Source organism: Nonomuraea sp. NPDC050153, from assembly GCF_044460125.1.
GTDB lineage: Bacteria > Actinomycetota > Actinomycetes > Streptosporangiales > Streptosporangiaceae > Nonomuraea.
Genome location: NZ_JBITJQ010000007.1, coordinates 102,458 through 128,818, shown reverse-complemented (window position 1 = coordinate 128,818; position 26,361 = coordinate 102,458). Strand labels below are relative to the sequence as shown.

27 protein-coding genes are annotated in these 26,361 nt (G+C 71.2%); 15 read left to right on the top strand and 12 right to left on the bottom strand.

Going from position 1 to position 26,361, the window contains the following annotated elements; all coding sequences use genetic code 11:
- Positions 1–10 precede the first annotated feature (10 nt).
- Positions 11–2,566, top strand: a complete 2,556-nt coding sequence (gene pdxA / locus ACIBQ1_RS19885) for a 4-hydroxythreonine-4-phosphate dehydrogenase PdxA (RefSeq protein WP_397279759.1) — start codon at positions 11–13, stop codon at positions 2,564–2,566.
- A gap of 38 nt (positions 2,567–2,604) precedes the next feature.
- Entirely contained in the window at positions 2,605–3,414 is an 810-nt protein-coding gene (locus ACIBQ1_RS19880; protein WP_397279321.1) for a DeoR/GlpR family DNA-binding transcription regulator, read from the top strand.
- Between the two features lie 106 nt (positions 3,415–3,520).
- Here ACIBQ1_RS19880 and ACIBQ1_RS19875 read toward each other — a convergent pair whose 3' ends face one another.
- A complete protein-coding gene (locus ACIBQ1_RS19875) occupies positions 3,521–4,192 on the bottom strand; it encodes a response regulator (protein ID WP_397279320.1) in 672 nt (223 codons plus the stop codon).
- Positions 4,189–5,547, bottom strand: coding sequence for a sensor histidine kinase (locus tag ACIBQ1_RS19870; RefSeq protein ID WP_397279319.1), 1,359 nt, complete (start codon positions 5,545–5,547; stop codon positions 4,189–4,191). Before ACIBQ1_RS19870 ends, ACIBQ1_RS19875 begins: the two co-directional genes overlap by 4 nt.
- Before the next feature lie 244 nt (positions 5,548–5,791).
- On the opposite strand from ACIBQ1_RS19870, the gene ACIBQ1_RS19865 reads away from it, so the two are divergent.
- From ACIBQ1_RS19865 to ACIBQ1_RS19850, 4 genes are read left to right on the top strand one after another with little or no spacing between them, the layout of a single operon-like run.
- Positions 5,792–6,667: an ABC transporter ATP-binding protein gene (locus tag ACIBQ1_RS19865; RefSeq protein ID WP_397279317.1), complete on the top strand. Its 876-nt coding sequence runs from the start codon at positions 5,792–5,794 to the stop codon at positions 6,665–6,667.
- The gene (locus ACIBQ1_RS19860; protein WP_397279315.1) at positions 6,664–7,740 is read left to right on the top strand and encodes an ABC transporter permease; all 1,077 of its coding nucleotides are present in this window, start codon (positions 6,664–6,666) and stop codon (positions 7,738–7,740) included. The genes ACIBQ1_RS19865 and ACIBQ1_RS19860 overlap by 4 nt, the downstream gene beginning before the upstream one ends.
- A complete protein-coding gene (locus tag ACIBQ1_RS19855; protein WP_397279314.1) occupies positions 7,737–9,155 on the top strand; it encodes a S41 family peptidase in 1,419 nt (472 codons plus the stop codon). The genes ACIBQ1_RS19860 and ACIBQ1_RS19855 overlap by 4 nt, the downstream gene beginning before the upstream one ends.
- 12 nt (positions 9,156–9,167) lie before the next feature.
- The gene (locus tag ACIBQ1_RS19850) at positions 9,168–10,322 is read left to right on the top strand and encodes an alpha/beta hydrolase family protein (RefSeq protein ID WP_397279313.1); all 1,155 of its coding nucleotides are present in this window, start codon (positions 9,168–9,170) and stop codon (positions 10,320–10,322) included.
- Positions 10,323–10,396: 74 nt separating this feature from the next.
- Here ACIBQ1_RS19850 and ACIBQ1_RS19845 read toward each other — a convergent pair whose 3' ends face one another.
- Both ACIBQ1_RS19845 and ACIBQ1_RS19840 read right to left on the bottom strand, forming a co-directional pair.
- Positions 10,397–11,020 (bottom strand): threonine/serine dehydratase, encoded by a 624-nt coding sequence (locus ACIBQ1_RS19845; protein WP_397279312.1) that lies wholly within the window; start codon positions 11,018–11,020, stop codon positions 10,397–10,399.
- Positions 11,017–11,307: a hypothetical protein gene (locus ACIBQ1_RS19840; protein ID WP_397279311.1), complete on the bottom strand. Its 291-nt coding sequence runs from the start codon at positions 11,305–11,307 to the stop codon at positions 11,017–11,019. The genes ACIBQ1_RS19845 and ACIBQ1_RS19840 overlap by 4 nt, the downstream gene beginning before the upstream one ends.
- Before the next feature lie 93 nt (positions 11,308–11,400).
- On the opposite strand from ACIBQ1_RS19840, the gene ACIBQ1_RS19835 reads away from it, so the two are divergent.
- Together ACIBQ1_RS19835 and ACIBQ1_RS19830 are read left to right on the top strand one after the other, a co-directional pair.
- Positions 11,401–12,195: a COG4280 domain-containing protein gene (locus tag ACIBQ1_RS19835; protein WP_397279310.1), complete on the top strand. Its 795-nt coding sequence runs from the start codon at positions 11,401–11,403 to the stop codon at positions 12,193–12,195.
- Positions 12,192–12,404, top strand: coding sequence for a hypothetical protein (locus ACIBQ1_RS19830; protein ID WP_397279309.1), 213 nt, complete (start codon positions 12,192–12,194; stop codon positions 12,402–12,404). Before ACIBQ1_RS19835 ends, ACIBQ1_RS19830 begins: the two co-directional genes overlap by 4 nt.
- Positions 12,405–12,435: 31 nt before the next feature.
- On the opposite strand, the gene ACIBQ1_RS19825 is transcribed toward ACIBQ1_RS19830, so the two are convergent.
- Positions 12,436–13,044, bottom strand: a complete 609-nt coding sequence (locus ACIBQ1_RS19825) for a Chromate resistance protein ChrB (protein WP_397279307.1) — start codon at positions 13,042–13,044, stop codon at positions 12,436–12,438.
- Positions 13,045–13,253: 209 nt separating this feature from the next.
- On the opposite strand from ACIBQ1_RS19825, the gene ACIBQ1_RS19820 reads away from it, so the two are divergent.
- From ACIBQ1_RS19820 to ACIBQ1_RS19795, 6 genes are all read left to right on the top strand, one after another.
- Complete coding sequence (locus ACIBQ1_RS19820) at positions 13,254–13,754, top strand: Asp23/Gls24 family envelope stress response protein (protein ID WP_397279757.1); 501 nt, start codon at positions 13,254–13,256, stop codon at positions 13,752–13,754.
- A gap of 77 nt (positions 13,755–13,831) precedes the next feature.
- The gene (locus ACIBQ1_RS19815) at positions 13,832–14,131 is read left to right on the top strand and encodes a hypothetical protein (protein ID WP_397279305.1); all 300 of its coding nucleotides are present in this window, start codon (positions 13,832–13,834) and stop codon (positions 14,129–14,131) included.
- Positions 14,128–14,304 (top strand): DUF2273 domain-containing protein, encoded by a 177-nt coding sequence (locus ACIBQ1_RS19810; protein ID WP_397279303.1) that lies wholly within the window; start codon positions 14,128–14,130, stop codon positions 14,302–14,304. Before ACIBQ1_RS19815 ends, ACIBQ1_RS19810 begins: the two co-directional genes overlap by 4 nt.
- On the top strand, positions 14,301–14,699 hold the full coding sequence (locus ACIBQ1_RS19805; RefSeq protein WP_397279301.1) for an Asp23/Gls24 family envelope stress response protein: 399 nt from the start codon (positions 14,301–14,303) through the stop codon (positions 14,697–14,699). The genes ACIBQ1_RS19810 and ACIBQ1_RS19805 overlap by 4 nt, the downstream gene beginning before the upstream one ends.
- A complete protein-coding gene (locus ACIBQ1_RS19800) occupies positions 14,696–15,334 on the top strand; it encodes a DUF6286 domain-containing protein (protein ID WP_397279299.1) in 639 nt (212 codons plus the stop codon). The genes ACIBQ1_RS19805 and ACIBQ1_RS19800 overlap by 4 nt, the downstream gene beginning before the upstream one ends.
- Positions 15,331–15,909, top strand: a complete 579-nt coding sequence (locus ACIBQ1_RS19795) for a hypothetical protein (RefSeq protein WP_397279298.1) — start codon at positions 15,331–15,333, stop codon at positions 15,907–15,909. Before ACIBQ1_RS19800 ends, ACIBQ1_RS19795 begins: the two co-directional genes overlap by 4 nt.
- A 27-nt stretch (positions 15,910–15,936) precedes the next feature.
- On the opposite strand, the gene ACIBQ1_RS19790 is transcribed toward ACIBQ1_RS19795, so the two are convergent.
- From ACIBQ1_RS19790 to ACIBQ1_RS19760, 7 genes are read right to left on the bottom strand one after another with little or no spacing between them, the layout of a single operon-like run.
- Positions 15,937–17,538, bottom strand: coding sequence for an FAD-dependent oxidoreductase (locus ACIBQ1_RS19790; RefSeq protein ID WP_397279296.1), 1,602 nt, complete (start codon positions 17,536–17,538; stop codon positions 15,937–15,939).
- Positions 17,539–17,556: 18 nt separating this feature from the next.
- On the bottom strand, positions 17,557–18,582 hold the full coding sequence (locus ACIBQ1_RS19785; protein ID WP_397279295.1) for a LacI family DNA-binding transcriptional regulator: 1,026 nt from the start codon (positions 18,580–18,582) through the stop codon (positions 17,557–17,559).
- Positions 18,583–18,607: 25 nt separating this feature from the next.
- The gene (locus ACIBQ1_RS19780; protein WP_397279293.1) at positions 18,608–19,864 is read right to left on the bottom strand and encodes an enolase C-terminal domain-like protein; all 1,257 of its coding nucleotides are present in this window, start codon (positions 19,862–19,864) and stop codon (positions 18,608–18,610) included.
- Positions 19,861–20,709 (bottom strand): NAD-dependent epimerase/dehydratase family protein, encoded by an 849-nt coding sequence (locus tag ACIBQ1_RS19775; RefSeq protein ID WP_397279291.1) that lies wholly within the window; start codon positions 20,707–20,709, stop codon positions 19,861–19,863. The genes ACIBQ1_RS19780 and ACIBQ1_RS19775 overlap by 4 nt, the downstream gene beginning before the upstream one ends.
- Entirely contained in the window at positions 20,706–21,560 is an 855-nt protein-coding gene (locus tag ACIBQ1_RS19770) for a carbohydrate ABC transporter permease (protein WP_397279290.1), read from the bottom strand. The genes ACIBQ1_RS19775 and ACIBQ1_RS19770 overlap by 4 nt, the downstream gene beginning before the upstream one ends.
- Positions 21,557–22,423, bottom strand: a complete 867-nt coding sequence (locus ACIBQ1_RS19765; protein ID WP_397279289.1) for a carbohydrate ABC transporter permease — start codon at positions 22,421–22,423, stop codon at positions 21,557–21,559. Before ACIBQ1_RS19765 ends, ACIBQ1_RS19770 begins: the two co-directional genes overlap by 4 nt.
- Positions 22,420–23,784, bottom strand: coding sequence for an ABC transporter substrate-binding protein (locus ACIBQ1_RS19760; protein ID WP_397279288.1), 1,365 nt, complete (start codon positions 23,782–23,784; stop codon positions 22,420–22,422). Before ACIBQ1_RS19760 ends, ACIBQ1_RS19765 begins: the two co-directional genes overlap by 4 nt.
- Positions 23,785–23,956: 172 nt before the next feature.
- Here ACIBQ1_RS19760 and ACIBQ1_RS19755 point away from each other — a divergent pair, with 172 nt between their 5' ends.
- Positions 23,957–26,245 (top strand): hypothetical protein, encoded by a 2,289-nt coding sequence (locus ACIBQ1_RS19755; RefSeq protein ID WP_397279286.1) that lies wholly within the window; start codon positions 23,957–23,959, stop codon positions 26,243–26,245.
- Positions 26,246–26,361: the final 116 nt, after the last annotated feature.

Sequence of the window (26,361 nt, the reverse complement as noted above, 5' to 3'; positions counted from 1 at the left end):
CCAGGACCGGATGTTTCCCACGTCACAACGACGTTGCTGCACCATTACATGCATGCGCGCTTCGCGCAAGTGCTCTAGCGCATTTTGTGCAAGCTGTGACATCATCCAGTCAAGACGACGGCTGCGCCGACGTGCACGCCTCGCTCCGGAGCGGATCGTTCATGGGTTCCGCGGGGGTAGCGAGAGCCTGCTTGAGGTGCATATATCGATCACATCGGGGGATTCTTTGACGCCCAGGAGAAGCACGGCCGCGCGCGGTGTCCTCATCGTGGCCGACGACCTCTCGGGCGCGGCCGAGTCGGCAGCGCGAATAATGATGCGCGAAACACGCACAAGGATTGTTCTCGCTCACCAGGCCGTGCGGGGCGAGTGTGATCCCGCCGAAATCCTGGTGGTCGACACCGACTCCCGGCACCGGCCTCCCACCGAGGCCGCCGCGGCCGTGCGTTCCGCGCTCGGCCTGGCCTCGGCCGGTCGCCCGCGGCTGGTCTTCAAGAAGATCGACTCCCTGCTGCGCGGCAACGTCGCGGCGGAGGTGGCCGCGCTCACGACGCCTGGGGCCGGCATCGTCGTCGCCCCTGCCCTGCCCGGCCTGGATCGGGTGGTACGCGGCGGCGTGCTGCACCTGGCCGGTGTGGCCCTCCACCGCGCGAACGCCTGGGCGGTGGACGGCGTCTCCGCTCCGACGTCGGTCGAGGCGGCCCTGGCGCCGCTTCCGGCCCGCGTGCTGGACCTGGCGACCGTGCGATCGGATCGCCTTTCCGACGCGATCGCCTCCTGCGCCGAAGACTCGCACATCGCGCTGTGCGACGCCGAGACGGATTCCGATCTGGACGCCGTGCTGCGTGCCGCGCTGGCCGTGCCGTCGGTGCGGCTGGTCGGATCCGGCGGGCTCGCCGACGCGCTCGGGCGTCATCTGCGGAGTCTCGGCGAAGCCGTCGAGGAGCATGAGCCCGTCCCCGCGCAGGCGGCGCGGCCCGGCGACCTGGCCCGCCCGGCGCCGCTCGTCGTGGTGGGCAGCGCCGAGCCGGTCGCGGCCGAACAGGTCCGCCGGCTGGTCGAGGCGGGAGCCGTACCCGTGGCCCTGCCTTTGACGGCGCTCCTCGGCACGCCCGGCGGACGGGACCCCCTCCCCCGCATCCCGATCGGCGACCAGGCGGTCGTGGCCTTCCTCGACTCCGCCGGCGCCGTCCTCCCTGCGGCCTCGCGTGACATCGTGGGGCGGCTGGCCGAGGTCGTCGCGGACGCGGTGCGCGCGTCCCCGCGGACGGTGGACCTCGTGCTGACCGGCGGCGAGACCGCCCGGCGCGTCCTCGACGCCCTTCAGGTGCGGGAACTGACGCCGGTCGGACAGGTGCACCCGGGAGCCGTCCACTCCCGGACGCCCGACGGCCGCTCAGTGGTCACCCGCCCGGGCAGCTTCGGCGGGCCCGGCTCGCTCGTCGAGATCGTCACGGCCCTGGCCCCGCACTCCCTCGGAACCCTTGACCCCACCCCTCCCCAGAACCAAGCGAAAGGTCCCCTAGTGAGCATCACCACCGCCCCCGTCGGCTCACAGCCGCGCACCTCGGCCACCCCGATCATCGCCGTCACCATGGGCGACGGGGCCGGCGTAGGCCCGGAAGTCATCGTCGGCGCCCTCCAGGACCCCCACATCGCCGAGCTCTGCCGTCCCGTCGTCATCGGCGACGCCGTCCGGCTGCGCCAGGCGGCCGGCATCCTCGGGATCGACGCCGAGATCGTGGCGGTCGACAGCGTGGCCGATGCCGTGTTCCAGCCGGGACGCGTCAATGTCATCGACCTGGCGCTGCTGCCGGAGGATCTGCCGTGGGGGAAGGTCTCCCCCGTGGCGGGGGCGGCCGCCTACCACTATGTGCGCGTCGCCAGCGGGCTGGCGATGTCCGGGGAGGTGCAAGCGATCTGCACGGCACCGCTGAACAAGGAGGCCCTGCACGCGGGCGGCCACATCTTCCCGGGACACACCGAACTCCTCGCGCACCTGACCGGGATCGACGAGGTGTCCATGATGTTGTCCTCACCGAAGATCCGGGTCATCCACGTCACCACGCACATCGGACTGATCGACGCGATCGCGAAGATCGAGCCCGGCCTGGTGGAACGAACCGTTCGCCGCGGCCACGAGGCACTGCGGCGTGCCGGGATCGAGAACCCGCGCATCGGCGTGTGCGGCATCAACCCGCACGCCGGGGAGAACGGCCTGTTCGGGTACGGGGAAGAGGCCGAGAAGATCGTTCCCGCCATCGAGGTCCTGAAGGCCGACGGCATCGACGTGCAGGGACCGCTGCCCGCCGACACGGCGTTCTTCGTCGCGGGGCGCGGAGACTACGACCTCATCGTGGCGATGTACCACGACCAGGGCCACGGTCCGGTGAAGATCCTCGGCATCGAGGCCGGGGTGAACATCACCGTGGGCCTGCCCGTCATCCGCACGTCCGTGGACCACGGAACCGCCTTCGACATCGCCGGGAAGGGCCTCGCCGAGGTCGGTAGCATGATCGAGGCGCTGCGGCAAGCCGCCCAGATGTCTCCCAGCCCGGCCGTCTGACCCCGGGGCGTTGAACGACAAGCCGAGAAGGAGGAGCGTTGTCCAGTAACTCTGAGCGTCGGCGCGCCGAGATCGTGCGTTTGGCCACGACCAGTGGTCTGGCCAGCGTCGAAGAGCTGTCCTCGACGTTCGACGTGACGTCCTCGACCATCCGGCGTGACCTCGCCCGGCTGACCGCGCAGGGTTTGCTGGCCCGCACGTACGGCGGCGCGATGGCCGTCGTCGCGCACCCCGAGGACTCGTTGCGCCAGCGCGTCGGTGACGCCTTCGAGGCCAAACGCGGAATCGCCCGGTGGGCGGCCCAGCAGATCGGAGCCGGCGAGTCCGTGTTGCTCGACGCCGGCTCGACCGTCGCGGCGCTGGCTCATGAGCTGCGCTCCAGCACCCGGCTCCTGATCGCCACCACGAGCCTGACCGTGCTGAAAGAGCTCGACGACGTCGAGGGCCTCCATGTGGTCTGTCTCGGCGGCAGGCTGCGCCACCTCAGCCAGGGATTCGTCGGCCCCATCACCGAGACCTCCCTGGAGCGGATGTCGTTCGACCGCGTCTTCCTCGGGGCTGACGGAGTCACCGCGGACCGCGGGATCTGCGAGGCCGACCATCAGCAGACCCGGCTCAAGGAGCTCATGGCGCGCAGTTCCCACAGGACCTACGTGCTGGCGCATGCGGCCAAGCTCGGACGACGTCCGTTCCACGCCTGGGTCCGGCTCCCCCGGCCCTGGACGCTGGTGACCGACGCCGGCGCCCCGGAAGAAGTGCTGGCCCCGTTCTCGGCCGAGGGAATCGAGGTGGTCGTGGTCGACGCCGAAGGACAGATCAGCAAGCCGAAGCCGGCCGATCGCCCATAGCGTGGAGGGGCGCGGGATGGGCTCCTCGGTCAGGACGCCGTAGCCGATCAAGGTTCCGCCGGGTGAGAGCAACCGCAGGAGGTCTCCCGGTCTCCTGGTCTCGCGGTCAGCCGGTGCCGCCGGGAGAGATCAGGCCGGTCTCGTAGGCGACCACCACGGCCTGGACACGGTCGCGCAGGCCGAGCTTGGACAGGATGCTCGCGACGTGGGTCTTCACCGTGGCCACGCTGAGGGTCAGCCGGCCGGCGAGTTCGGCGTTGCTCAGGCCGGTGGCGAGCAGGCGCAGCACGTCCAGTTCCCGGGGCGTCAGCTGGGACAGATCGCGGTGGAGGGTGGGCTGCGCATTGTCCCGGCGGGCGAAACGCTCGACCAGGCGGCGGGTGATGGTGGGCGCGAGCAGGGCGTCGCCGGAGCGCACCAGACGTACCGCGGCCACCAGGTGCTCGGGTGAGACGTCCTTGAGCAGGAACCCGCTCGCGCCCGCGGCGAGCGCGGCGTACACATAGTGGTCGAGGTCGTAGGTGGTCAGGATCAGCACGCGGGTGTCCTCGGCACCGCCGGCGAGGATCCGCCGGGTGGCTTCGAGGCCGTCCATCTGCGGCATCCGGATGTCCATGAGCACGACGTCGGGCCTGGTACGGCGGACCGCGGCGACGGCCTCCTCCCCGTCGGCGGCCTCGGCCGCCACTTCGATGCCGTTGGCGGTGAGGATCATGCGGAATCCCGTGCGTACCAGTGCCTGGTCGTCGGCGATGACGGCCCGCAACCTCTCGGTCATGCGGTCCTCCACGGGACGCGGGCCTTGATCCGGAAACCGCCCCCGGCCGTTCGTCCGGCGTCCAGGGTCCCGCCGTAGACGGCGAGCCGTTCGCGCAACCCGATCAGGCCCCGGCCGGCACCGGTCCGGGACCCGGTAGTCCGTGTCCCGCCGGTGTCGGTCACCTCGATCTCCAGCCAGTCGCCGTCATGGCCGATCGTCACGGACGCTGCGGCCCCGGGCGCGTGCTTGATCGTGTTGGTGAGGGCTTCCTGCACGACGCGGTAGGCGGCGAGGTCGATCCCGGGAGGCAGCGGCCCGGGCGGCGACAGCGCGACGCGCACCGGCACTCCGGCGGCGCGCACTCGTTCCACCAGGCCGTCGAGCTGGTCGAGCCCGGGTTGGGGTTCGAGCCCGTCGGACGGCCCGTCGAGGCGTTCGCCGCCCGGTCCGGCGAGCAGGCCCATGACATGGCGCAGCTCGGCCATGGCGGCCCGGCCGCCGGACTCGATCGCGAGCAGAGCCTGCTTCGACTGTTCCGGCTCCGCGTCCATCACGCTGCGGGCCGCGCCGGCCTGGATCACCATCACATTGACATTGTGGGTCACCACATCGTGGAGCTCGGCGGCGATCCGGGACCGCTCCTCGGTGACAGCCCTGCGCATGGCGTCCGCCTGCTCCTGCTGCAGCTCGGCGAGCCGGTGCCGGCTGGCTCCCAGCTGTCGCCGCCAGAAACGGACGAAGCTGGCGAAGAACCCGACGCCCAGCAGGAGGACGAACGGCCCCACCCAGCCCGGCAGTGCAGGCGCGACGTCCCCGAACCCGGAGCCGGCGAGCCCGGCCGCGAGCACGAGGCCGCCCATCGCCAGGAATCGGTTACGGCTGTGGACGATGGCGCCGTACGCGGCGACAGCGCAGGCCAGCACGGTGATCCAGGTCGCGTCCGCGTGTGTGGCCCGCGCCGCCAGCAGCACCACCCAGAAGGTGATGAGCGGGTAGCGGCGCCGCGCCGCCAGCGGCAACGCCGTCAGCGCCACGAGGAACGCGGGCGGGTCGTCCTGGGACGGAAGCTGGACGAGCCGATTGCCGAAGGGTGGGGATGCGCCGGGAGGTAGTGCGTGGTCGGCCGGGGAACCAGGCCGGAGGCGCAAATACTCGATCGCTGCGGGCTGATGCGCGGGGCCGATCGCCGGATCTTTCACCGCCAGGGCCACTGCGATGACCGTCAGGACGATCGCGATCACCACGTCGGCGGCGAGTGCTCTACGAGACAGCCTTGGGGGTCCGTCGCCACGCTGATCCGAGTAGTCCTCGTTCAGCCGGCTGTACAGGTCGAGCACATGCCGCCACCACGGCCGTCGTTCACCGGTTTCCACCGGCACATTGTCACGCCTGCCCCGTCCGTCCCGCATCGGCCGTCGTGACGGGGTTTCACGGTCTTCGGGAGTAGATCTCAGGGATGAGCCGGCGGCCCCTCGTTCTCAAGCGGTAGGCGATCTCGCTTTGACGGCCGAAGCGCACCGGCGTGGGCAGTTCCTAGTTTCGTTCCCGGCACCACGCCGCCGTGGAGCCGCGACCTCGACGATCGAGGCGCTGTTCATGATTCGAGGAGGACATGGCGTGAGCTCTGTCTTGGAGGCCCAGGGACTGGGCAAGAGGTACGGCAAGCGCTGGGCGCTGCGCGAGTGCACCATCGGCATCCCGGCGGGCCACGTCGTGGGGCTGGTGGGCCCCAATGGAGCCGGCAAGTCCACGCTGCTGAAGCTGGCCGGCGGCCAGCTGGAGCCGACGGCGGGCGGCATCACCGTGCTCGGCGGCCGGCCGGGGGGCACGCCCGCGCAGCTGGCCAGGGTCGGGTTCGTCGCCCAGGACACCCCTGTCTACGCGGGCCTGACCGTCGCCGAACACCTGCGCCTGGGAGCCCGGCTCAACCCCCGCTGGGACACCGCCCTGGCGCGGGAACGCATCGCGCGACTTGGGCTCCTCCCCGCGCAGCGGGCGGGCAGGCTGTCGGGCGGCCAGCGCGCCCAGCTCGCCCTCACCCTGGGCCTGGCCAAGCGGCCCGAGCTGCTGATCCTGGACGAACCCGCGGCCGCGCTCGACCCGCTGGCCCGTCACGAGTTCATGCAGGGACTGATGGAGGCCGCCGTCGAACACAAGCTGAGCGTGGTGCTCTCCTCCCATCTGGTCTCCGACCTCGAACGGGTCTGCGACTACCTGATCGTGCTCGTCGACTCCCGCGTCCAGATCGCCGGGAAGACCGACCGGCTGGTGGCCACCCATCACCGGCTCACCGGCCCGCGCCACGATCCCGACCGGCTGCCCGCCGGCCGGCAGGTGGTCTCCGCGCGGCACACCGAGCGGCAGAGCACGTACGTGGTCCGTGCCGGCGCCCCGGTCCACGACCCCGCCTGGACGGTCAGCCGGCTCAGCCTGGAGGACCTCGTCCTGGCCTACATGGACAGGCGCACCGCCGACCTGGAGGTGCAAAGATGATCTGGCTGACCTGGCGCCAGCTCCGCGGCTCGGCCGCGCTGACGGCCGCCGTACTCGTCGTCCTCACCGCTGTGCTGGCCCTGACCGGCCCGGATCTGGCCTCCCACTACGCCGCGGGGATCGCCGGCTGCACCTCGGACAACACCTGCGACGACTTCTTCGACCGCTTCTTCGACACCTACCAGATCCCCTTCCTCGCCCTCACCGTCGTCGTGCTGATCCTGCCGGCGCTGGTCGGGCTCTTCTGGGGAGCACCGTTGATCACCCGCGAGCTGGAGTCGGGCACACACCTGCTGGTGTGGAACCAGAGCGTCAGCCGCGGCCGCTGGCTGGCGGTCAAGCTCGGGCTCACCGGCCTGGCCGCCATGGTCGCCACCGGCCTGTGCGGCCTTGCGGTCACCTGGTGGTCCGAACCCCTGGACAAGTCAGCGGTTCCGGAAATGGCCCGGATGGCTCCTGTGGTGTTCGGCGCGCGCGGCATCGCCCCGATGGGGTACGCGGCCTTCGCCTTCGTCCTGGGCGTGACCATGGGCGTGCTGGTGCGCCGCACGCTTCCCGCCATGGCACTCACCCTGGTCGCTTTCGCCGCGATCCAGCTCGCCGTGCCGCTGCTGGTCCGTCCCCATCTGATGCCCCCGGTCACGTCGGCTTTCGAGCTCGGCCGGACGAACGTGGAAGGCCTCGTGCCGCAAGGGCAGGAAGGCGGCGCCATGCAGGTTTTCCTGAGCACGTCGGCCGTTCCCGGCCACGCGGGCGCCTGGGTCCTGTCCAGTGATCTGGTCGATCCGTCCGGACGTACCGTCTCCGGCGGCGATGGAGCCTCGGGGCCGTCGTCGACGATCGCGCGGTCCATCCCGGTCTCCACGACGTCGGGCCCCTGCGCACAATCAAGGGCACAGGGCACGGACGCGTGCACAGCGGAGATCAACCGGCTCGGCTACCGGCAGCAGGCGACCTACCAGCCCCTTGAGCGCTTCTGGCCCTTCCAGTGGATCGAGACCGGGATCTACGCCCTGCTCACGCTCGGCCTCACCTGGCTCTGCTTCTGGCGGGTGCGGAGAGGCTTGTCATGACCGTCGTCAGGATCGCGGCCGCCGCTCTCGCCCTCCTCCTGGCGGCGGCCTGCACGGCACCGGCGCCGCCGCGCGGCCAGGCGGGCACGGCGGCCGGTACGGTCTGCGCGCCGCCCCAGGGAGCGCCCGGACCGGAGAGGCCCACCACGATCGACGTGATCGAGCAGGCGTACTTCTGCATCCTCGGCAACTACTACAGCGGCGCCACGCTGGACGCCCGCGCGCTGCTGACCGCCGGATTCGCCGCCCTGACCCAGGAGCTCAACCGCGATGGGCGCGACCTGCCGGGGGCCGGCATGCCGGCGCTGACCGGCGACCGCAAAGCCGACTGGGCCGCTTTCGAGACCGCCTACCGCAAGATCACCGATCAGGTGCCCGGCCTGCGCGACAAGCTGGCCGTCGGCACCCTTGAGGCCATCGTGGCCGGCCTCGGTGACGACCACGCCGGCTGGACGCACGACGTCAAGCAGCCGCCGGACTACTACGACGGAGACGGCTACGGCCTGGGGCTTGCGGCGAACGTGGACGCTTCGCAGGCGGACGGCAACCTCGGCGTCGCCCTCGCCCCGCTGTTCGTCACCACCGTGCAGGGTGGCGCGGCGCGGGCCGCCGGGCTGCGGCCGGGCGACATCATCGAATCGATCAACGGATCGGCGCCCTTCATCGACGGCCGAGCCACCCCCGCGATCAACGCCCTCTACCCCCGGTATCCGGAAGCGCGCCCCGTCAAGCTGCGGCTCCTGCGGCAGAGCACCGGCCGCCGCTGGAGCGTGACGCTCAAGCCCGGCCTCTACCAGCGGGACCTGGCCACCCTGCAAGTGGTGCAGTCGAAGCTGCTGGACGACGACATCGCCTACGTACGGATGACCGCGTTCGCCCCCGACTCCGCGGACCGGGTCCTGCGGGCGATCTCCAGGCTGCGCGAGGGCCGGACGCTGTCCGGCGTCGTGCTGGACCTGCGCGGCAACGGCGGCGGCAGCCCCACGGAGGCGACCCGCCTGGTGAGCGCGTTCGTCCACGGCAAGGTCACCGCCTACCACTGCGCTGTGGACGGCAAGTGCGCGACCTCGCGGACCGACGACACCGTCGAGCTGGTCGACCTGCCGCTGATGGTGCTCACCGACCGCGGCTGCGCCTCGGCGTGCGAACACTTCAGCTCCGCGGTCAAGGATCTGCGCGCCGGCCGGCTGATCGGCACCAGGACCGCCGGCGTGATCTCCGGCCCGGCGCAGGCGTACCTGCTGCGTAACAACACCCTGCTGGGCTTTCCCGCCCAACACCACCTGGGGCCCGACCGCGAGGTCATCGACCGGATCGGCGTGCCACCCGACCACCACGTGCCCCTGACCCCGAAGGACGCGGCCGCCGGGCGCGACCCCGCCCTGACCAAGGCCCTGACCTTGCTGCACAAGTGAATGGACCTCTCCATGAGACAGCTCCTGGCCGTCGCCGCGGGACTGGCCGTCCTGGCCGCGTCCGCCTGCTCCGTACCCGCGCCGCCCCGATCCGACGCCGTGCCCGCCGCGCCGGCCGGGCCTGCCACCCTGCCCGCCCCCACCGGCGCCCACCCGGTCGGCACCACCGCCCTGTACCTGAAGGACACCTCCCGCCCCGATCCCTGGAACCTCGACGTCGACGCCAGGGAACTCAAGGTCACCCTGTGGTACCCGGCCAAGCAGAAGGACGGGCGGCGGGCGCCGTACATGACTCCCAAGGAATCGGAGCTCCTCCTGAAGGGCACCAATATTGCGAGCGCGCCGTACGACACGCTGAGCAAGACCCGGACGAACGCCATCGAAGACGCCGACCTCGCTGGGCGGAAGCTGCCGCTGGTGGTGCTCTCCCCCGGCTTCACCAAGCCGATGAGCACGCTCACGTCCCTGGCCGAGGAACTGGCCGGCCGCGGGTACGTCGTGGCCGGGATCGACCACACCTACGAGAGCTACGCCACGACCTTCCCCGACGGGCGCGTCGCCGAATGCCTCGCCTGCGACAGCAACTCCGATCCCGGCTTCGGCGCAGGGCTGGTCGCGGGCCGGGCGGCCGACGTCTCCTTCGTCCTCGACCAGTTACCGTCGAAATGGGATGGTTCCGACCGGATCGACCGCTCCCGCATCGCGATGGTCGGCCAGTCGATCGGCGGGTCCAGCGCCATGGCGACCATGCTCGAAGACTCCCGGGTGCGAGCCGGGGTCGACATGGACGGCACTGCCTACGCCCGCATTCCCAAGAGCGGGTTCTCCCGGCCGTTCATGTTCCTGGGCTCGGCGCAGCACGTCTCCGGAGGCCCTGCCCCCACGTGGGATCGCGACTGGAAGCTGCTGACCGGATGGAAGCGCTGGATCGTGCTGACGGGCGCGGAACACCAGTCCTTCACCGACACCCCGCTGCTGTCGAACGCCCTCGGCATCAAGCCCGCCTACGGCGTCCTGCCCGCGGCACGCGCCGCCGAGCTCACCCGCACATACGTGACGGCCTTCCTCGACCAGCACCTGAGGGGGCAGCGGCAGCCCCTCCTGGACAAGCCGTCATCGCGCTACCCCGAGGCCAAGTTCTGCCCCGCGACCTGCGCTCAATCCTGAGGCGCGGCGGCCGAGGAGGTTCGTGGCGATGAGCCGCTCGGCCTCCGCCGCGGCGCCGGCCGGGTCCCTGCCGGTCATGGCCGGCGCCCAGCACCGGACCAGCCGCTGATAGGTGCCCAGGAACACGAAGGAGAAATCGCCGGGTGGACGGCCTTGGCCGCGACCGCGATCCCGGCCGGCAGGCCGGCGTTGCAGACGGGCACCAGGATCGTGCCCGCATCGGACAGGTCACGGCCGATCTCGATACCGGTGCTGCCGTGCCCGGCGATGACGTCGAAGTCGTCGGAGCCGACCACCGTGGCCGCGAGCCTGTCGGCCAGGGCCAGGCAGGTGTGCTCCCTCAGGGCCGGTGGCACGATCACCACCTCGGCGCCGAGCCGGCGGGCGGCCCCCACCTTCAGCTCCGGCGCGGTGTCCGGCAGGACGACGGTCGCCCGCACGCCGTGCCCGGCGGCGGAGTACGCGACAGCCTGGGCGTGGTTGCCGGAGGACTGGGCGATGACGTGTCCGACGCCCCGTTCGGCGAGGCGCGCCACGGCGTTCACCGCGCCGCGCACCTTGAACGAGTGGGTGTGCTGCCGATTCTCGGGCTTGATCCAGAGCCGTTCGCCGGGCAGCCGCAGCAGCGGTGTGCGCCGTACGTAGGGCGCGATCCGGGTCGTGGCGGCGGTCACGTCGGCCATGGTCACGAGGGTCATCCGTTCAGCACCTTCGCCTGGATGGCGTCGAGGTCGGCCGCTGACTCGGGCGGTGGCGCGGCGTCGGGTACCACGTCCTCGAGGTGGCGCAGGGGACGGTAGCGCAGCCCGAGCAGACCCCAGACCACCAGCAGCACCCCGCTGGCCAGCAGCACCGCCGCGGCGCCCCCGCCCGGGCGGGAGGTGTACTGCTGGCCTCTATCGCCTCGTGGACGCGGCCCGGTGCCGGCCATACGCAACCGGCGGTGGGCGGTCGCGGCCCGCGATCGGGGCGGGGTGTACCGCACGGGCGAACATCCAGGCCTCCATGGACATATCCAGCGATATATGGGAAAACTAACAACTGTCACATTTTTGGCGCAACGGAAGGAGGTGGGCCGATGACCGCGGCCGCATGGGGCCTGGGCGCGGCGGTGCTCCTGGCCTCGATCGTGGAGATGGTGGAGGCCCTGACGATCGTCATGGCGATGGGCATGACGCGGAGCTGGCGCTCCACCCTCATGGGCGTGGGCGCGGCCCTCGTGGCCCTGGCCGCCTTCACCGCCGCCGCCGGCTACGCCCTGGCGACCTGGTTGCCGGAGGCGGCGCTGCAGCTCGCGATCGGCGGCCTGCTGCTGATCTTCGGCCTGCAGTGGCTGCGCAAGGCGATCCTGAGATCGTCGGGACGCAAGGCCATGCACGACGAGGACCAGATCTTCGCGGAGGAGGTCGCCGCCGCGAAGGACGCGGGCGAGGTCAAGGGGCTCGACTGGTTCTCGTTCATGATCAGTTTCAAGGGCGTCTTCCTCGAAGGCGTCGAGGTCGTCTTCATCGTGATCACCTTCGGCCTGAGCGCCGGCAACCTGCCGGTGGCGATCGGGGCGGCCGTGATCGGCGTGCTCCTCGTGCTCGTCGCCGGCATCGCCGTCAGGGGGCCGCTGTCGAAGGTGCCGGAGAACACGCTCAAGTACGGCGTCGGCCTGCTGCTGGCCGGCTTCGGCACGTTCTGGGCGGTCGAGGGGCTCGGCATCTTCACCGGCAGCCGCGAGAGCCTGGAGTGGCCGGGCGCCGACCTGGCGATCCTGGTGCTCATCGCCGCCTGGTACGGGCTGTCGCGGCTGATGGTGCGCGCGCTCAGGCGTCCATCCCACGCGCGATCCGAGGTCGCGCCCACTGCTTCCGGGAGCCGGACATGAGGTTCATCCGAGGGTTCGGACAGTTCTGGTACGACCTGATCGTCGGCGACGACTGGAAGATCGCCGTCGCCGTGGTCGTCACGCTGGCACTGGGCACGGTGGCGCTGCTGGCGTTCGCGGTGCCGTCGATGGTGCTCACGCCGGTGCTCGGCCTCTGCCTGATGGCCGCCTTCGCCATCGCGCTGCGGATCGACGCGCGCGACCGGTAGCCGGCGGCGGGCCGGGGTGGGCGGCCCGCGCTCAGCCGGCGCCGTGCTGGAAGATCGCGGTGTCCTCGGCCTCGTACACCGAGGCGGCGAACTCCTCCAGCGTCCGCGCGCAGTCGTCGAGCGCCTTGATCACCTCTTTGCGCCGCGGCGAGCCCAGGACGTCACGGGCCTTGACCTTCTCGTACCAGCCCTTGAGCTTGGTGAGGTCCTCCTCGTTCTCCTCAAGTTCGCTGTACGTGAAGTGTTTGGCCCGCACCTCCTTGGCCACCTCTTCGTGGAAGTCGGCGCACTTGTCGAGGATCTCCTCGTACTCGTCGTCGCGGGCGGCGTTGTAGAGCGCGACCAGGTCGGACTCGCCGATGACCGACGAGGTGGTGACCAGGAACGCCTGCCCGGACATCGACTCGACGATCTCGCTGCGCAGCGCCCGCAGGGCCCGCTCGCTCTGCGGCGTGCGCGGCGCGGCGGCCGCGGAGTTCTGCAGGTAGACGGCCCCGAGGGTGCGGAGCTTGCGCCAGACCGCGGCCCGCAGCCTGGTCGGCTCGCTGGGCACCCGGTAGATCAGCATGAGCCAGGTGACAGCCTTGGCCTGCTCGGCGACCTGCGCCCCGCCGCCCTTCGCCTCCTGCGTGCCCGGCACCGCGCCTCCTTCTCCGAACGGGACCACTCGATCGTATCCGTGCGCCTGGCCTCTTTCGCCGTGGACAAGGCGGCCGCCCCCAACTGCCCATTAGTAAGTAATTGTCACAAATGTTTCCAAAGTCCTTTTTATGAGGCATCAGGTGCATTTGGGCGGATATCAGTGCCTATTGAGGACAAGCAGGGAGGTGACAGGTCGTGTCGGACACAATGTCCAACCGAGCTACGGAAACCGGTCAGGCCGCGACCGTGCCGAGGGCCAGGACGTACGAGGGCGGCCCGGGAGCCGGGCTGGTCACCGAGAAGGGCACCACCAGGATCGAGGACGTCGTCGTCGCCAAGATCGCCGGGCTCGCCGCGCGCGAGATGTCCGGCGTCCACGCCATGGGCGGGGGCGCGGCGCGCGCGTTGAGCAGCGTACGCGGCATCGTCGGTGTCGACGAGAGCGTGACGCAGGGCGTGTCGGTGGAGGTGGGCGAGCGGCAGGCCGCCATCGACCTCGACCTGGTGGTGGAGTACGGCATGGCGATCCCGGACCTGGCGGGGGCAGTGCGGAAGAACGTCGTGAACGCGATCGAGCGGATGTGCGGGCTCGAGGTGACCGAGGTCAACATCCGCGTCGACGACGTCCATCTGCCCGAGCAGGACCGCGACCGGGAAAGCGACAAGAGCCGCAGGCAGGAGACCGAGCCGGAGCCGCGGGTCCAATGACGGACGCGGGCCCGGCCCCAAGGTCCGGTGCGAGCCCCGGAACCGGAACGTGCCCGGCCGGGGACGCGGGCTCCAGGGTGGACGACGGCTTCGGGACGGGCCCCGAGGACGAGGCGCGGGCGATCGCCGAGCGGGCGCGATCATGTGCCGGCGTGGCCGGGCTGTCCGGCGGCCTGTTCGGGACCGTGGCCACCTACCTGCCGGGCCGGCGGCTGACGGGCGTCTCCGTGAACGACCGCGCGGTCGAGATCGCCATCGTGGCCACGATGGACCGCCCGCTCCCGGAGACCGCCGACGAGGTGCGGCGAGCCGTGACGGACCTGGCCGGCGAGCGCCTGGTGAACGTGCGCATCGACGACATCGTGGAGGGACCATGAACAACCAGTGGCTACCGCTGATCGGGATGACCGTCGGCATCGTTCTCGGGATCGTCGGGGCGTTCGGCGGGCTGATGGCGTTCCTGATCGTGCTGGTGCTCGGCGCCGTCGGCTACCTCGTCGGCAGGATCGCCGAGACCGGCGAGGTGAACCTGTCCGTGAGGCGGAAGTGATCGCTGCCACCGGCACGGGCGCCGTGGCAGGCAGCGTGGCAGGCACCGGGGCCGTGCCGGTGCTGCGTCCCGCGCCTCCGCCGCCCGAGATGCGCGGGCGCACCCGAATCGCGGGCCGGGTGGTCGCCAAGATCGCCTGCTGCGCCGCCGAGGAGCTTCCCGAGGTGCTGCGGGTGCGTCCCGGAGGCACGTCGCGGTCGCGCCGGCCGGACGCCGAGGTCCGCGGCGAGCAGGCCACGGTTCACCTGAACGTGAGCGTCGCCTACCCGTCGCCGCTGCGCGCCGTGGCGGCGCGGCTCAGGCAGCACGTGATCGCTCGCGTCGCCGCCCAGACCGGCCTGAACGTCACCCGTCTGGACGTGACCATGACCGGCTTCGGCGGTGACCTGCCATGACCGGGCGGACACCAGGGCCAGAGGACGTCGCCGTTCCTCCTGAAGGCGGTCCCGGAGACGCCCGCCAGGCGAAGCGTGACAAGGCCGCCGATCGGGCGGCTGTGCGGGCGTTCCGCCCGTCCAGGAGGGCGCCGGCCATCGTGGTGGCCCTGCTGCTCACGCTTCTGGGCCTGCTCGTGGCCGCCGAGACCGTCTCCGCGCTGCTCGGCGATCCGCTGCGCCTGGTGCCCTACGACCGGATGCTCGGCTGGGCGGTCTCCACACCGTGGTCGAACCCGCTGTTCGTGCTGGCCTCGATGGTCGTGGCGCTGCTCGGGCTGGCGCTGCTGATCACCGCTCTGGTGCCGGGACGGCCGCGCATGATGCCGGTACGCACAGGCGACCCCGACGTGATCATCGGACTGCGCCCCAAGAGCTTCACCAGGGCCCTGGCACACGCGGCCGAGGAGGTGCCGGGCGTGCACTCGGCCCATGCCACGCTTCGGGGCTGGACCGTCGCCGTCACGCCCTCCACGTCGGGGTGGGACAAGGAGAGGTTCGCCCAGGAGGTGCGCGCCGCCGTGCTCGCCAGGCTGGCGGGACTGGACCTCGTGGAGCCGTACCGGGTGACCGTGGACGTCAAGGAGCGCAAGTGAACAGGAAGACCAGCCGGGGCAACCGATGGGGACTCGCGCTGGTCGGGATGGCGCTGATCGTACTGGGCGGGCTCGCGACGGCCCGCGGGCTGGGCGGCTTCGGATCCGCCCGGACCTCGATCGTGGACGGCGGCGTGCAGGGGTTCTTCGCCCGCAACAGCCCGGCGATCTGGTGGGCCGTGGCGATCGTGTCGATCGTGGTGGCGCTGCTGGCGTTGCGCTGGCTGTCGGCACAGGGCCGCAGGGAGATCACGCACCGCCCGATCCGGTTGGAGAGGTCGCCGACCGGCCTCTCGGAAGTGTCCGCGGACGGGATGGCGCACGCGGTCGCCGCCGACGTGGCGTCGAGCCCGGCCGTGTTCAGCGCCGACGCGGGCTTGGCCGGCTCGCATCACCGCCCTGAAGTGCGGCTACGCGTGGTCGCCGACGAGCGGGCGCCCATGGGCGAGCTCAGCCGGCACCTGTCCACGTTCGCGCTGCGGCACATGCGCGACGCCCTGCAGCTTGATCATGTCCAGGCGGTGGCCCGCGTCAGCCTGGAACCGCCGCCCACCCCGCACCGGACGGTGCGCTGACCACACTTACCCCGGCTTCGCCAAGGATCAGTAGCCCGCCGGCGCCGGCCAGTGGCGCTCGACTCCGATCTTGTCCAGTTCCCCGGTGAACTCCTCCAGCAGGGTCTCCTTCTCCCTGACCTCCTGCGGCTCCACCCCCCGGCGCAGGCAGTACGCGGCCAGCCGGCCCGCGACCTCACCCACGTTCCACTCCACAGGATGCAGGCGAAAACACCCGTTCGAGATGTGCGTGGTGCCGATGTTCTTCCCCGCGGGCAGCAGGTTGCGCATTCTGACAGGCAGCAACGCGCCGAGCGGGATCTCGAAGGGCACGCTGGCGATGTCGATGTAGTTGTCCCCGCCGGTCGACGGGTGCAGGTCGATGCGGTACGCGCCGACTCCGACGGAGTCATGGTGCCGCAGCGTGCCGCGGTCGCCGCGGATGGCTCTGGAGACGTGGTGCTCGGTGACGGTGGTGACCGCGCGGACGCGCCTCGACTCCCTGACATAGGCGGACTTCGCCAGCCCGTCGGCGGTGCCGACCACGTCGTGGCGGAGCCGGAGCCCGGGGAAACCGGTGCCGCCGTCTGGGCGGGGCGCTTCGGTCTGGAGCCAGTACAGCAACGACAGCGACAGTTGCCTGGCCTCCCTGTGCGCCAGCGCCGCCGTGCCGGCGTCCACCTCGATGATCGGGCGCAGCCAGTAGTCGTTCAGCGGCCAGTTGACCAACGTGATGTCGGACGCGGCGAAGCCGGGCTCGAACAGGTCGCGGGCGAGGATCCTGCGGAACATCCACAGGTCCTTGTCCCCTGATTGGGCGCTCTGGTCGGCCAGCACCCCGCGGGGGTCACCGGGCGGGTTGGGGTCGAACCAGCGGGCCTCGGGCTCCAGGGTGCGCGGGTCCGGTGCGCTGAGGCCGAGCAGCGGCCCGGGCCAGAAGCCGGGCCGGTAGTCGCGCCAGAATCCGTAGTCCGAAGGCCGGTCGATGACGTGGTTCTCACCGTCGTGGTGGGAGACGGCGAAGCAGTAGGTGATGCCCTGCATGTTCAGCGGCTGGTGCTCGTCCGGCGCGTGCGGCTCGTCGTGCTCGCGGCGGGCCTCAGCGCCCGTGACGTACTCCGCCTGCGCCAGCGGCAGCAACTCGCCGGTCTCCGTCGCGTCGAGGACATAGGCGGCGGCGATGGTGTTCGAGTCGCCGGAGCGAAGGTCCAGCAGCGTGACGGCTCTGACGCGGTCACGGTCCACCTCGACGTCGACGGGGCGGTGTTCGAGGAGGACGCGCAGGCGCCCGGCGGCCACGTGGGGAGCCAGCATGGCCTGCAAGATCGCCAGGGAGACGCGTGGTTCGTGGCACAACTTGCTGACATATCCGGCGCCGGGGTTGAGCTCGCGCCAGCGCTGCGCGCCGCCGGTCATGGGGTACCAGCGCCGGTAGTAGTCGCGGATGGAGCTTCGCACGTCACGATAAGTGGCGGTGGCTCCGAAGCTCTCGATCCACGGGTGCTCGTCAGGGGGTACGGCCTGAGCGGTGAGCTGGCCGCCGATCCAGTCCGTCTCCTCGGTGAGGACGACGTCGTGGCCCGCGCGGCAGGCGGCCAGGGCTGCGGCGACGCCGCCGAGCCCACCGCCGACGATGAGGATGTCGGTCATGGATGCCTTTCGAGAGGGCTAACGGGGAGGTGCCGCGGTCTCGCCCGGCTCCAGCTCGCAGGTCATGAGCTGGTGCCTGGGGACCGTACGGTCTCCCGCGATGAGTTTCGTGAGCAGCCGGACGGCCGCGGCCCCCATTTCGCGACGGGGCACGGCGAAGCCGGTGAGACCCGCCGCGCGGTCGCGGGGGTCGCCGAGCGTGGCCAGGGAGAGGTCGTCGGGGAAGCGGAGACCCGCGCCTCCGGCGGCCGCCAGGAGGGCGCGGTGGGCGGCGTCGGTGTCGGTGGCCTCGGTGACCATCGCGGTGACGCCCTGGTCGTGCCAGGCGCGCAGGCGGTCGGGCGTCAGGTCGGTGCCGTCGGTGCGCACCACCTCGGCCGCCAGCCCGCATTCGTCCATGCCGCTTCTGAAGCCCGTCTCCCTGTCGACGGAGGTGATCGCCTCGTCGGCTTCGCGCACGTACAGGATGCGCTCGTGGCCCAGCCCCGCCAGGTGCCGCACCACGGCGGCGCCGGCGGAGACGTAGTCGGCGCCGACGTAGGGCAGGCGGTCGCCGAATTCGTCGTGCCGCCCTATGTAGACGACGGGCAGATCGGTGGCCAGCAGGCGGTCCATCTCCGGCACGGGCAGGTGCCTGCCCAGGAACAGGCAGCCGTCGGCCAGCCGTACCCGGTTGAGCACCTGGGCGTGCGGGCGCTCGCCCGTGACGCTGGAGGCGATGAACATCAGCAGGTCGTAGCCCTGCGCCGCCGACTCCTCCTCGATGCCCACCAGGAACGGGTAGTAGGCGTGGGACATCTCGGTGGGGAAGGTCGCGGTGAAGGTGTAGAGGCCGAGCAGGTTGTTCTGCCCGGCCGCCAGGCGGGTGGCGATCGGGTCGGGCATGTACCCGAGTCGCTCGGCGGCCTCCATGACCTTGCGCTGGGTCTCCTCGGCGATGCCCATGGCCGCGGCGCCGCCGCCGAGGATCAGGGACACGGTCGGCTGTGAGACGCCGGCCAGTCGAGCGATGTCCGCCTGACGAGGGCGACCGCTCGGTCTCATGGCATACCCCCCAAGTAGTAGTAGTTCACGGAGCCTCGATCCCGCCGTCGGGCCTGCGCACCCGCGCGGCCCACCGCTCGTGCAGGTGGGTTTCCGGCTGGTATCGCCTGGCGGCGTTCTCATCGAGGTCGATGCCCCAGCCGGGCCGGTCGGAGGGGGTGATGTAGCCGTTCACCGTCCGCAACGTTCCCGGGAACACCTCGTGCACGGTCTCCGGGTAGACATGCGCCTCCTGGATCCCGAACGCGGGGCTGGTGACGTCGAGCGTGACGTTGGCCGCCGCGCCCACCGGCGACACGTCCGGCGGCCCGTGCCAGGCCGTCCGCACCCCGGTCAGCTCGCACAGCGCGGCCAGCTTGCGCACGGGCGTCAGCCCGCCGACGGCCGATACGTGCAGGCGCAGGTAGTCGACGCCACCCGAGGTGATGAGACGCGCCGCGTCGGTCACCGAGGAGACCAACTCGCCGGAGGCGATCGGCATCGGCGCCGCCGCCCGCACCTCGGGCAGCCTGTCGAAGTGCTCGGGTGCGAGCGGGTCCTCCAGGAAGAACAGCCCGTACGGCTCCAGCGACCGCGCGAGCGCCACGGCCTCCTTCGGCGTGAGCCGGTTGTGCGCGTCGTGCAGCAGGCCGAGTTCCGCACCGAGGACCTCGCGGGCGCGCTCGAACAGCTTCGGCGTGCTCCGCAGGTAGTGGCCGACGTCCCAGCCGTCGGGATGGGGGCTGTCCGGATACCCGCCGGGCGTGCCGACGCCACCGTACGTGCCGAGCCCCGGCCCGCCCGCCTGCAGTCGCACGTAGCGGTAGCCCTGCTCGGCGAGCGCGGCGGCCCGCTCGATCGACTCCTCGACCTCGCCACCGCGGGCCCCGGTGTAGACGGCGGCAGCCGCCCTGACCCGCCCGCCCAGCAGCTCGTACACCGGGACGCCGAAACGTTTGCCCGCGATGTCCCACAACGCCTGGTCGATGCCGGACAGCGCGTTGTTGTGCACCGGCCCGCCTCTCCAGTACGAGGAGTAGTGCAGCATCCGGCCGATGTCCTCGATGTCGGCGGGATGCCGGCCGATGACCATGGGAGCGATGTGCCGCTCGATCGCGGCGACCACGGCGTGGAAGCGCTGGGTGAAGGTGGCGCAGCCCAGGCCGTACAGCCCGGGTTCGGAGGTGTCGATCCGCACGACGACGAGCGGGACCCCGCCCGGGGCGGTGACGATCGTGCGCACACCTGTGATGCGCAGCCCGTCCCTGGCCTGCCACGGCGCCTGCGTCTCCGGCATGATCATGATTGTCGCTCCTCCGGGAACGGATACCGAGCAGTGAATCCGAGCAGTCGCCTGGCCGGTTCGAGATCGATGGTCACGGTCCTGCCGGGCGACGCCGTACGGCGTGGCACGCCGGGGTGGTGCGCCGCGAGCAACTCCTCGGTGGGGGTCGCCACGAGCGTCTCGGGCGCGGCGACGAAGATGACCGGCGCGCCGTGCAGCGGAGCCGTCAGCCCGAGCAGGCAGGCATGCGCGGCGTCGCGCAGGTCGAGGTAGCTCCACACCTCGGTGGCCCCGGCCGCGGGATCCCCGGCCAGCCGCTCCGCGCGCGCGGCGAGCCTGACCTGGTCACCGAGGAAGGGGAAGCGCAGCGCGGCGACGGTCATGCCGTGCCGCCGGTGCATCATCGCCGCCGTGGCCTCGTCCACCTGCTTGGACAGCGCGTACGGGTCCTCGATCCGCAACGGCACGTGCTCGTCCAGCGGCAGGTACGGCGGGCTTGGGCGCGACCTGGCGAAGGGCAGGCCGGTGATCGACAGGCTACTGGCGATCACGGCCCGCCGTACCCCCTGCTCCCCCGCCTCGTTCAGCACCACGAACGTCGCCTGCGTGTTGGCCGAGAACACCACCTCGGGCGCCGCCACCTCGGGCGAGGCCAGCGCCGCCGTGTGAACGACGGCGTCGGCCCCTTCGAGGGCCGCGCGGACGGCGGCCGGGTCGCGGGCGTCGCCCACGACGACCCGCTCCGCCGTCAGCGGGCCGGGGTCCCGCTCGACGAGCGCGGTCACGGCGATGTCCCGCGACGCGAGTTCTGTCAGTACGGCGGAGCCGAGACGGCCTGCCGCACCGGTGACCAGGACCCTCATCCCTTCAGCCCCGTGAAGGCGATGCCCCGGATGATCTGCCGCTGGAACAGCAGGAACACCACGACGGGCGGGATGATCGCGATCAGCATCCCGGCGATGAGCAGGGCCTGGTCCGAGGTGTCCGCCAGCCGGGGCAGGGCCACCGCCAGCGGCTGACTCTCGGTGTCGGTGATGGCGATCATGGGCCAGAGGAAGTCCTTCCACGCGTTCATGACAGCCAGCAGTGATACCACGGCCAGGATCGGACGCGACATGGGCAGCACCACCCGGGTGAAGATCCGCCACGGCCCGGCGCCGTCGAGGCGCGCCGCCTCGAACAGCTCCTTGGGGATGCCGTCGAAGAACTGCTTGACCAGCAGGACGTTGAAGGCGTGCGCTCCGGCGGGTAACCACACCGACAGCGGGGTGTCGGCGATGGACAGGTCCAGGACGGTCAGGTACAGCGAGACCATCGAGACCGTGCCGGGCAGGAACAGCGTCGCCAGGACCGCGCCGTAGACGTACCTGCCGTAGGAGGGCCGCAGGACCGACAGCGCGTAGGCGCCTGTCGTCGCGACGAACAGCTGCGTGAACCAGGAGCCGCCGACGAGTACGACGGTGTTCGTGAGGTAGTGGCCGACCTCCAGGGTCGTCCACGCCTCCGCCAGGTTCGACCATCGCACGTCCGCCGGCCACAGGGCCAGCGGATGGCGCAGCGACTCCTGGGTGGAGGAGATCGCGCCCTTGAAGATCCAGTAGATCGGCCCGGCGCCCTCCAGGACCAGGGCCACGATGAGCAGCACCTGGGTGGTGCCCAGTCCGAGGCGCATCCCGCGCCCACGCCGTTCGGTGTCGGAGATCACTCCTCTCACTTCGTCCCCCAGGTTCTGGTGAGCCGCAGGTACACGGCGGACAGCGCCGCCAGCACCACGGCCAGGCTCACGCTCAACGCCGCCGCCGTGCCGTAGTCGCCGTTGACGAACGCGTACCTGTAGATCAGCAGCAGCACCGTGACCGTCGAGTCCTCCGGCCCGCCGTCGGTCAGCACGAACGGCTCGGTGAACACCTGGAAGGTGTTGATCACCTGGAGCAGCAGCATGATCAGCAGGATGGGCCGCAGTTGCGGCAGCGTCACGTGCCACAGCCTGCGCCACACCGACGCCCCGTCCAGCTCGGCCGCCTCGTACAGCTCGGTGGGCACGCTGGACAGCGCGGCCAGGTAGATGAGCACGACGCCGCCCGCGCCCGCCCAGGTCGCCTCCAGGATCAGGCTCGGCATCGCCATGCCCGTGGACTGCAACCAGGGGTACGGTCCCAGCCCGACCAGCCCGAGCAGCTGGTTGAACAGGCCGGAGTCCGGGTCGTAGAACCACTTCCACATCAGCACGGCCACCACCGGCGGAACCACCACCGGCAGGTAGACCAGCACCCGCATCAGCCCGGAGCCGCGCCGCAGCTCCGACATCAGCACCGCCAGGAAGATCGGCAGCGGGAAGCCGATCAGCAGGGCCAGGCCGGTGAACAGCAGCGTGTTGCGCACCGCCGTGCCCAGCAGGGGGTCGGCGAGCAGGGTGCGGAAGTTGTCCAGGCCCGCGAAGGTCGCCGCCTCGACCAGGTTGGTCTGCTGGAATCCGAGCACCACGCTGCGGATGATCGGCCACCACGAGAACAGGCCGAAGACCAGCACCGTCGGGACGAGGAACAGCGCGGCCGCGGCGCCCCTGCCCCGGGTCACTGTGCTTTCTCAAGCAGCGGCGCGACGCGCGCCGCCGCCTTGGTCAGCTCGTCGCGCGGGTCGGCGTCCTTGCGGGTCAGAACGGCCTGCACGGCGGTGTCGAGCGCGCCGTACAGGTCCTGGGCGGCGACAGGGGGCTCGACGACGTACTCCAGCTTCTCGGTGTCCTTCACGTAGGGCGCGAAGTTCGACACCGGGATGTTGGTGTGCTTGGCTATCGCGGCGTTCACCGGGCCTGAGACCGACGTGCCGTAGAACGGCAGCGTGGGCAGGCCGACGGCCAGCTTGTCCGCGGCGTTGGCCACGGCCAGCTGCTCCGCGGCCGCCGGGTCGTAGTTGGGCTTGAGGTAGTAGAAGTCGATCCACTTCACCGCGGCGGCTCGCTGCGCGGCCGTGGCCTTGGCGTTGACGGCCGCCACCAGCCCGCCCAGCAGCGTCGCCTTGCCGCCGCCCTGCTGCGGCAGCGCCGCGATGCCGAAGTCGTCCGGCTTGCCGGAGTAGAGGGTGGTGTAGCGGTTGTAGCTGTTGACGGTGCCGATCATCATGCCGATCTTGCCGGCGGCGAAGTCGCGCTCCGCGTCCTGCTGGGTGCGCAGCTGGTTGGCGCCCATGGAGTCGTCCTGCCACCGCATCGCGGACAGGTGCCGCAGCGCCTGCTCCGCCGGGCCGTCCAGGAGGGAGGGGACGTACCTGTCGCCCTCCTGCTTCTCCATCCGGCCGCCGAAGGAGTAGGTCATCGCGGTCAGGATCCAGCCGCCGGTGTTCTTGACCGTCATCTGCGTGTACCCGGCCGCTCCCGTCCCGGCGATCTTCTTGGCCGCCGCCCTGACCTCGTCCCACGTGGCGGGTGGCCGGTCCGGGTCGAGGCCCGCCTTCGTGAACAGGGCGCGGTTGTAGACCAGGCCCAGCGCGTACTCGGTGACGGGCAGGCCGTAGACCTTGCCGTCCGCGCCGGTCGCGGGGGCCAGCGCGCGGGGGTCGAAGTCTCCCGCGTGCGGCAGGCTCTTGATCTCGGTGCTGAGGTCGGCGACCTGGCGCCGGGCGATGAGCCCCGGCGGCTCGGTGAGCGGCACGGTCAGCACCGTCTCCGCGTTTCCACCGGCCAGGCGGGTCGCGAACGTCCTGGCGTCCCACTGCGTGTCGGTCGGCTTGATCTTGATGGTGGGGTTGGCCTTCTCGAACGCGGCGACGGCGTCGAGGAACTGCGTGCGGGTCTTCGCGGCGGTCGTGGGAGGCATGCCCGCCACGGTGATCACGGTCTTACCCGAGTCCCCACCCGACGAGCCGGACGAGCAGCCCGCCGTCGCGGCGGCGAGCACGAGCGCCCCCGCCATCCACCTTCTGGAGGCTGGCACATCCATGGCTACTCCTCTGGGTCAATGCGGATTAGGAGGCATCTAATCCGCATTAGGAAAGAGTGTCAAGGTGTTACCGATGGATTACCCGATGCGCACAGACCACCCTTGACACTCTCGTTCCGCCCGGAGTACACATCTTCCTAATCCGCATTAGGTCGACAGGGAAGAGATCTTCATGTCTGACATCCCCCGACGCCGCTTCCTCGGCGGAGCCGTAGCGGCCGGGCTCGCAGGGGCCTTGGTTCCCGCGGCACAGGCCCGGGCCGACACCCCTTCGATCTCCGCCGACGGCATCACGCTGACCGCCGGCGCCGACGGCGGCATCACCGTCCGCGACGGCGGCGGCGTCGAACGGGTCAGGCTCACCGGGTTCATGGCCAAGGACTCCGTCACCGGCATCCAGCGCACCACCGGCGGGACGCCGTCGCTCGTCACGCTCCAGGACGGCACGCAGGCCATCCAGGTCGACTACACGCTCCCCGGCACGGCCGGGGGAATCACCGTACGGGGCGTCTTCCGCGTCGCGCCGCACCGCGCGAAGCTGCGCTGGGAGGTCGGCGGCTCGACCACGCTGATCCCGGCCGGCTTCATGCTCGGCCGCACCGTCGTCTCGCCCTCGGCGCCCGAGTCCTTCGCCGCGCTGACGACGTGGAACCGCGACGCCGGCGGAGGAGTGCCGTACGAAAGCAATGCCGGTGTCGTCTACCAGGAGACCTGGGCCGACACCCGCGCCTACTTCCGGCTGGCCACCACCACCCCCGCCTGGACCAACGCCACCTGGATCCACGCCCCGGGCACGGGAACCGCGAGCGCGGCCGCGACGGAGGCCGACCTGGTGCTCGGCTCGATGCGACCGGCCGCGGGCGGCACCATGGGCGCGGGCCTGCCCCTCGGCGTGGAGGTCTGGACCGACCAGCCCTTCTCCCTCTGGGACGCCGGCGGCCGGCCCATGGCCCTGCACGCGGAGGTCGCCAACGGGGGAAGCGCCGCCCGCAGCGTGAAGCTGTCATGGTGGGCCCGCGACTTCGACGGCAGGATTCTGGCCGGCGGCAGCGTGACCGGCACGGTCGCGGCGGGAGCCGCGTGGAGACAGACCTTCACCGTCACCTCGCCACCCCGCGGGATCGTGTTCACCGAGGTGCGCGCCACCGCGGGCACCGACAGCGCGTTCGCCCGCACCAACCTCGCCGTCCTGCCGCCGCACACCTACCAGGCGGGCGCCGACAGCATGTTCGGCATCGCCAACTACCCGTGGCTGCTCCAGCCCGACGCCGCCGCTGTCGTGGGACTGATGAAACGCCTGGGCATCCAGCGCGTCCGCATCTCCTACGACGGCGGGCCGGGCCTCCCGCCCGCCGCCCTCGACGCGGCGGGGATCGGTCACAACATCGAGCTCGCCGGGATCCCCCTGGGCGGAACGGCCACCGAGGTCGCCGCCTGGGCCGACACGAACACGCAGAAGGCGATCAGCTCGGGTGCCGGCTACTTCGAGGTCGCCAACGAGGTGAACAAGCCATGGATGAGCGGTGAGACCGCCGCCGCCTACGTGCGGGACGGATTACGCCCGGTACGCGACCGGCTGACCGCCGCGGGAGCGCCCACCAAGGTGCTCAACGCCGGCCTGGCCGGCATGGATCACGTCTGGACCAAGAACTTCCACGACGCCGGCGGCTGGGACCTCATCGACGGGTTCGCCTTCCATCCGGGCAGGGGCAACTTCACGCCGGACTACGCGCCGCCTCCCGAGGAGTGGACGCAGGGCGCCAACGGCTCCTACTGGAACTTCCTCGGCGGCCTGCGCAAGGCCCGCGAGACGATCGCGGAGTACGGGCACAAGGAGCTGTGGCTGACCGAGGCCTACGCCTGCACGAAGCCGAACAGCTGGTGGCACGATACCTACCGGCAGGCCGCGGAGAACGTCCTGCTCACCCTGGCACTGGCCAAGGCCGAGGGGGTGCGCTGCGTGAACTGGTACCAACTGCACGACAGCGTCCTCGGCAAGCCGCAGATGGCCGACCCTGCCAACCCCGAGTACCACTACGGGCTCATGAACCGCGACACCAGCGCCAAGCCGTCCATGCTCGCCTACGCCACGGCCGCGCAGGTGCTGGACCGGGCGACGTTCGTGCGCTGGTTGAAGCCGGCCGACCCCGACCTGAAAGGACTGCTGTTCAGCACGCCGGAGGGACCCGTCTCGATCCTGTGGAGCAGGAAGGACGGGTACCTGCTCAACACCGACCACGCGCCGGGCTCCACGTGGTTCGCCGCGCCGGAACCGTGGGTGGACGGCTGGCCCACCAAGACGGAGCTGAAGGTGGCCGCCGCCGGCAGCTCGGTGAGGGAGCTCGACTGCCTCGGCAGGGAACGGCGGCTCACCGCCCGCGACGGCAAGGTCAAGATCCGGCTGGACGGCGCCCCGCGCATCTACTACGGCCTGACGGCGACCCCAGACCAGCTGCCCTGAGGCCGTTCGGCCACGAGGGCCGCGGCCCAGGCCCGTGACGGCCGGGGCGAGCGCGCCGCGATCGGCATCACCCGGGCAGCGGGCCGGAGCGTCCGGGATCGGCCCGGTCGCGGCAC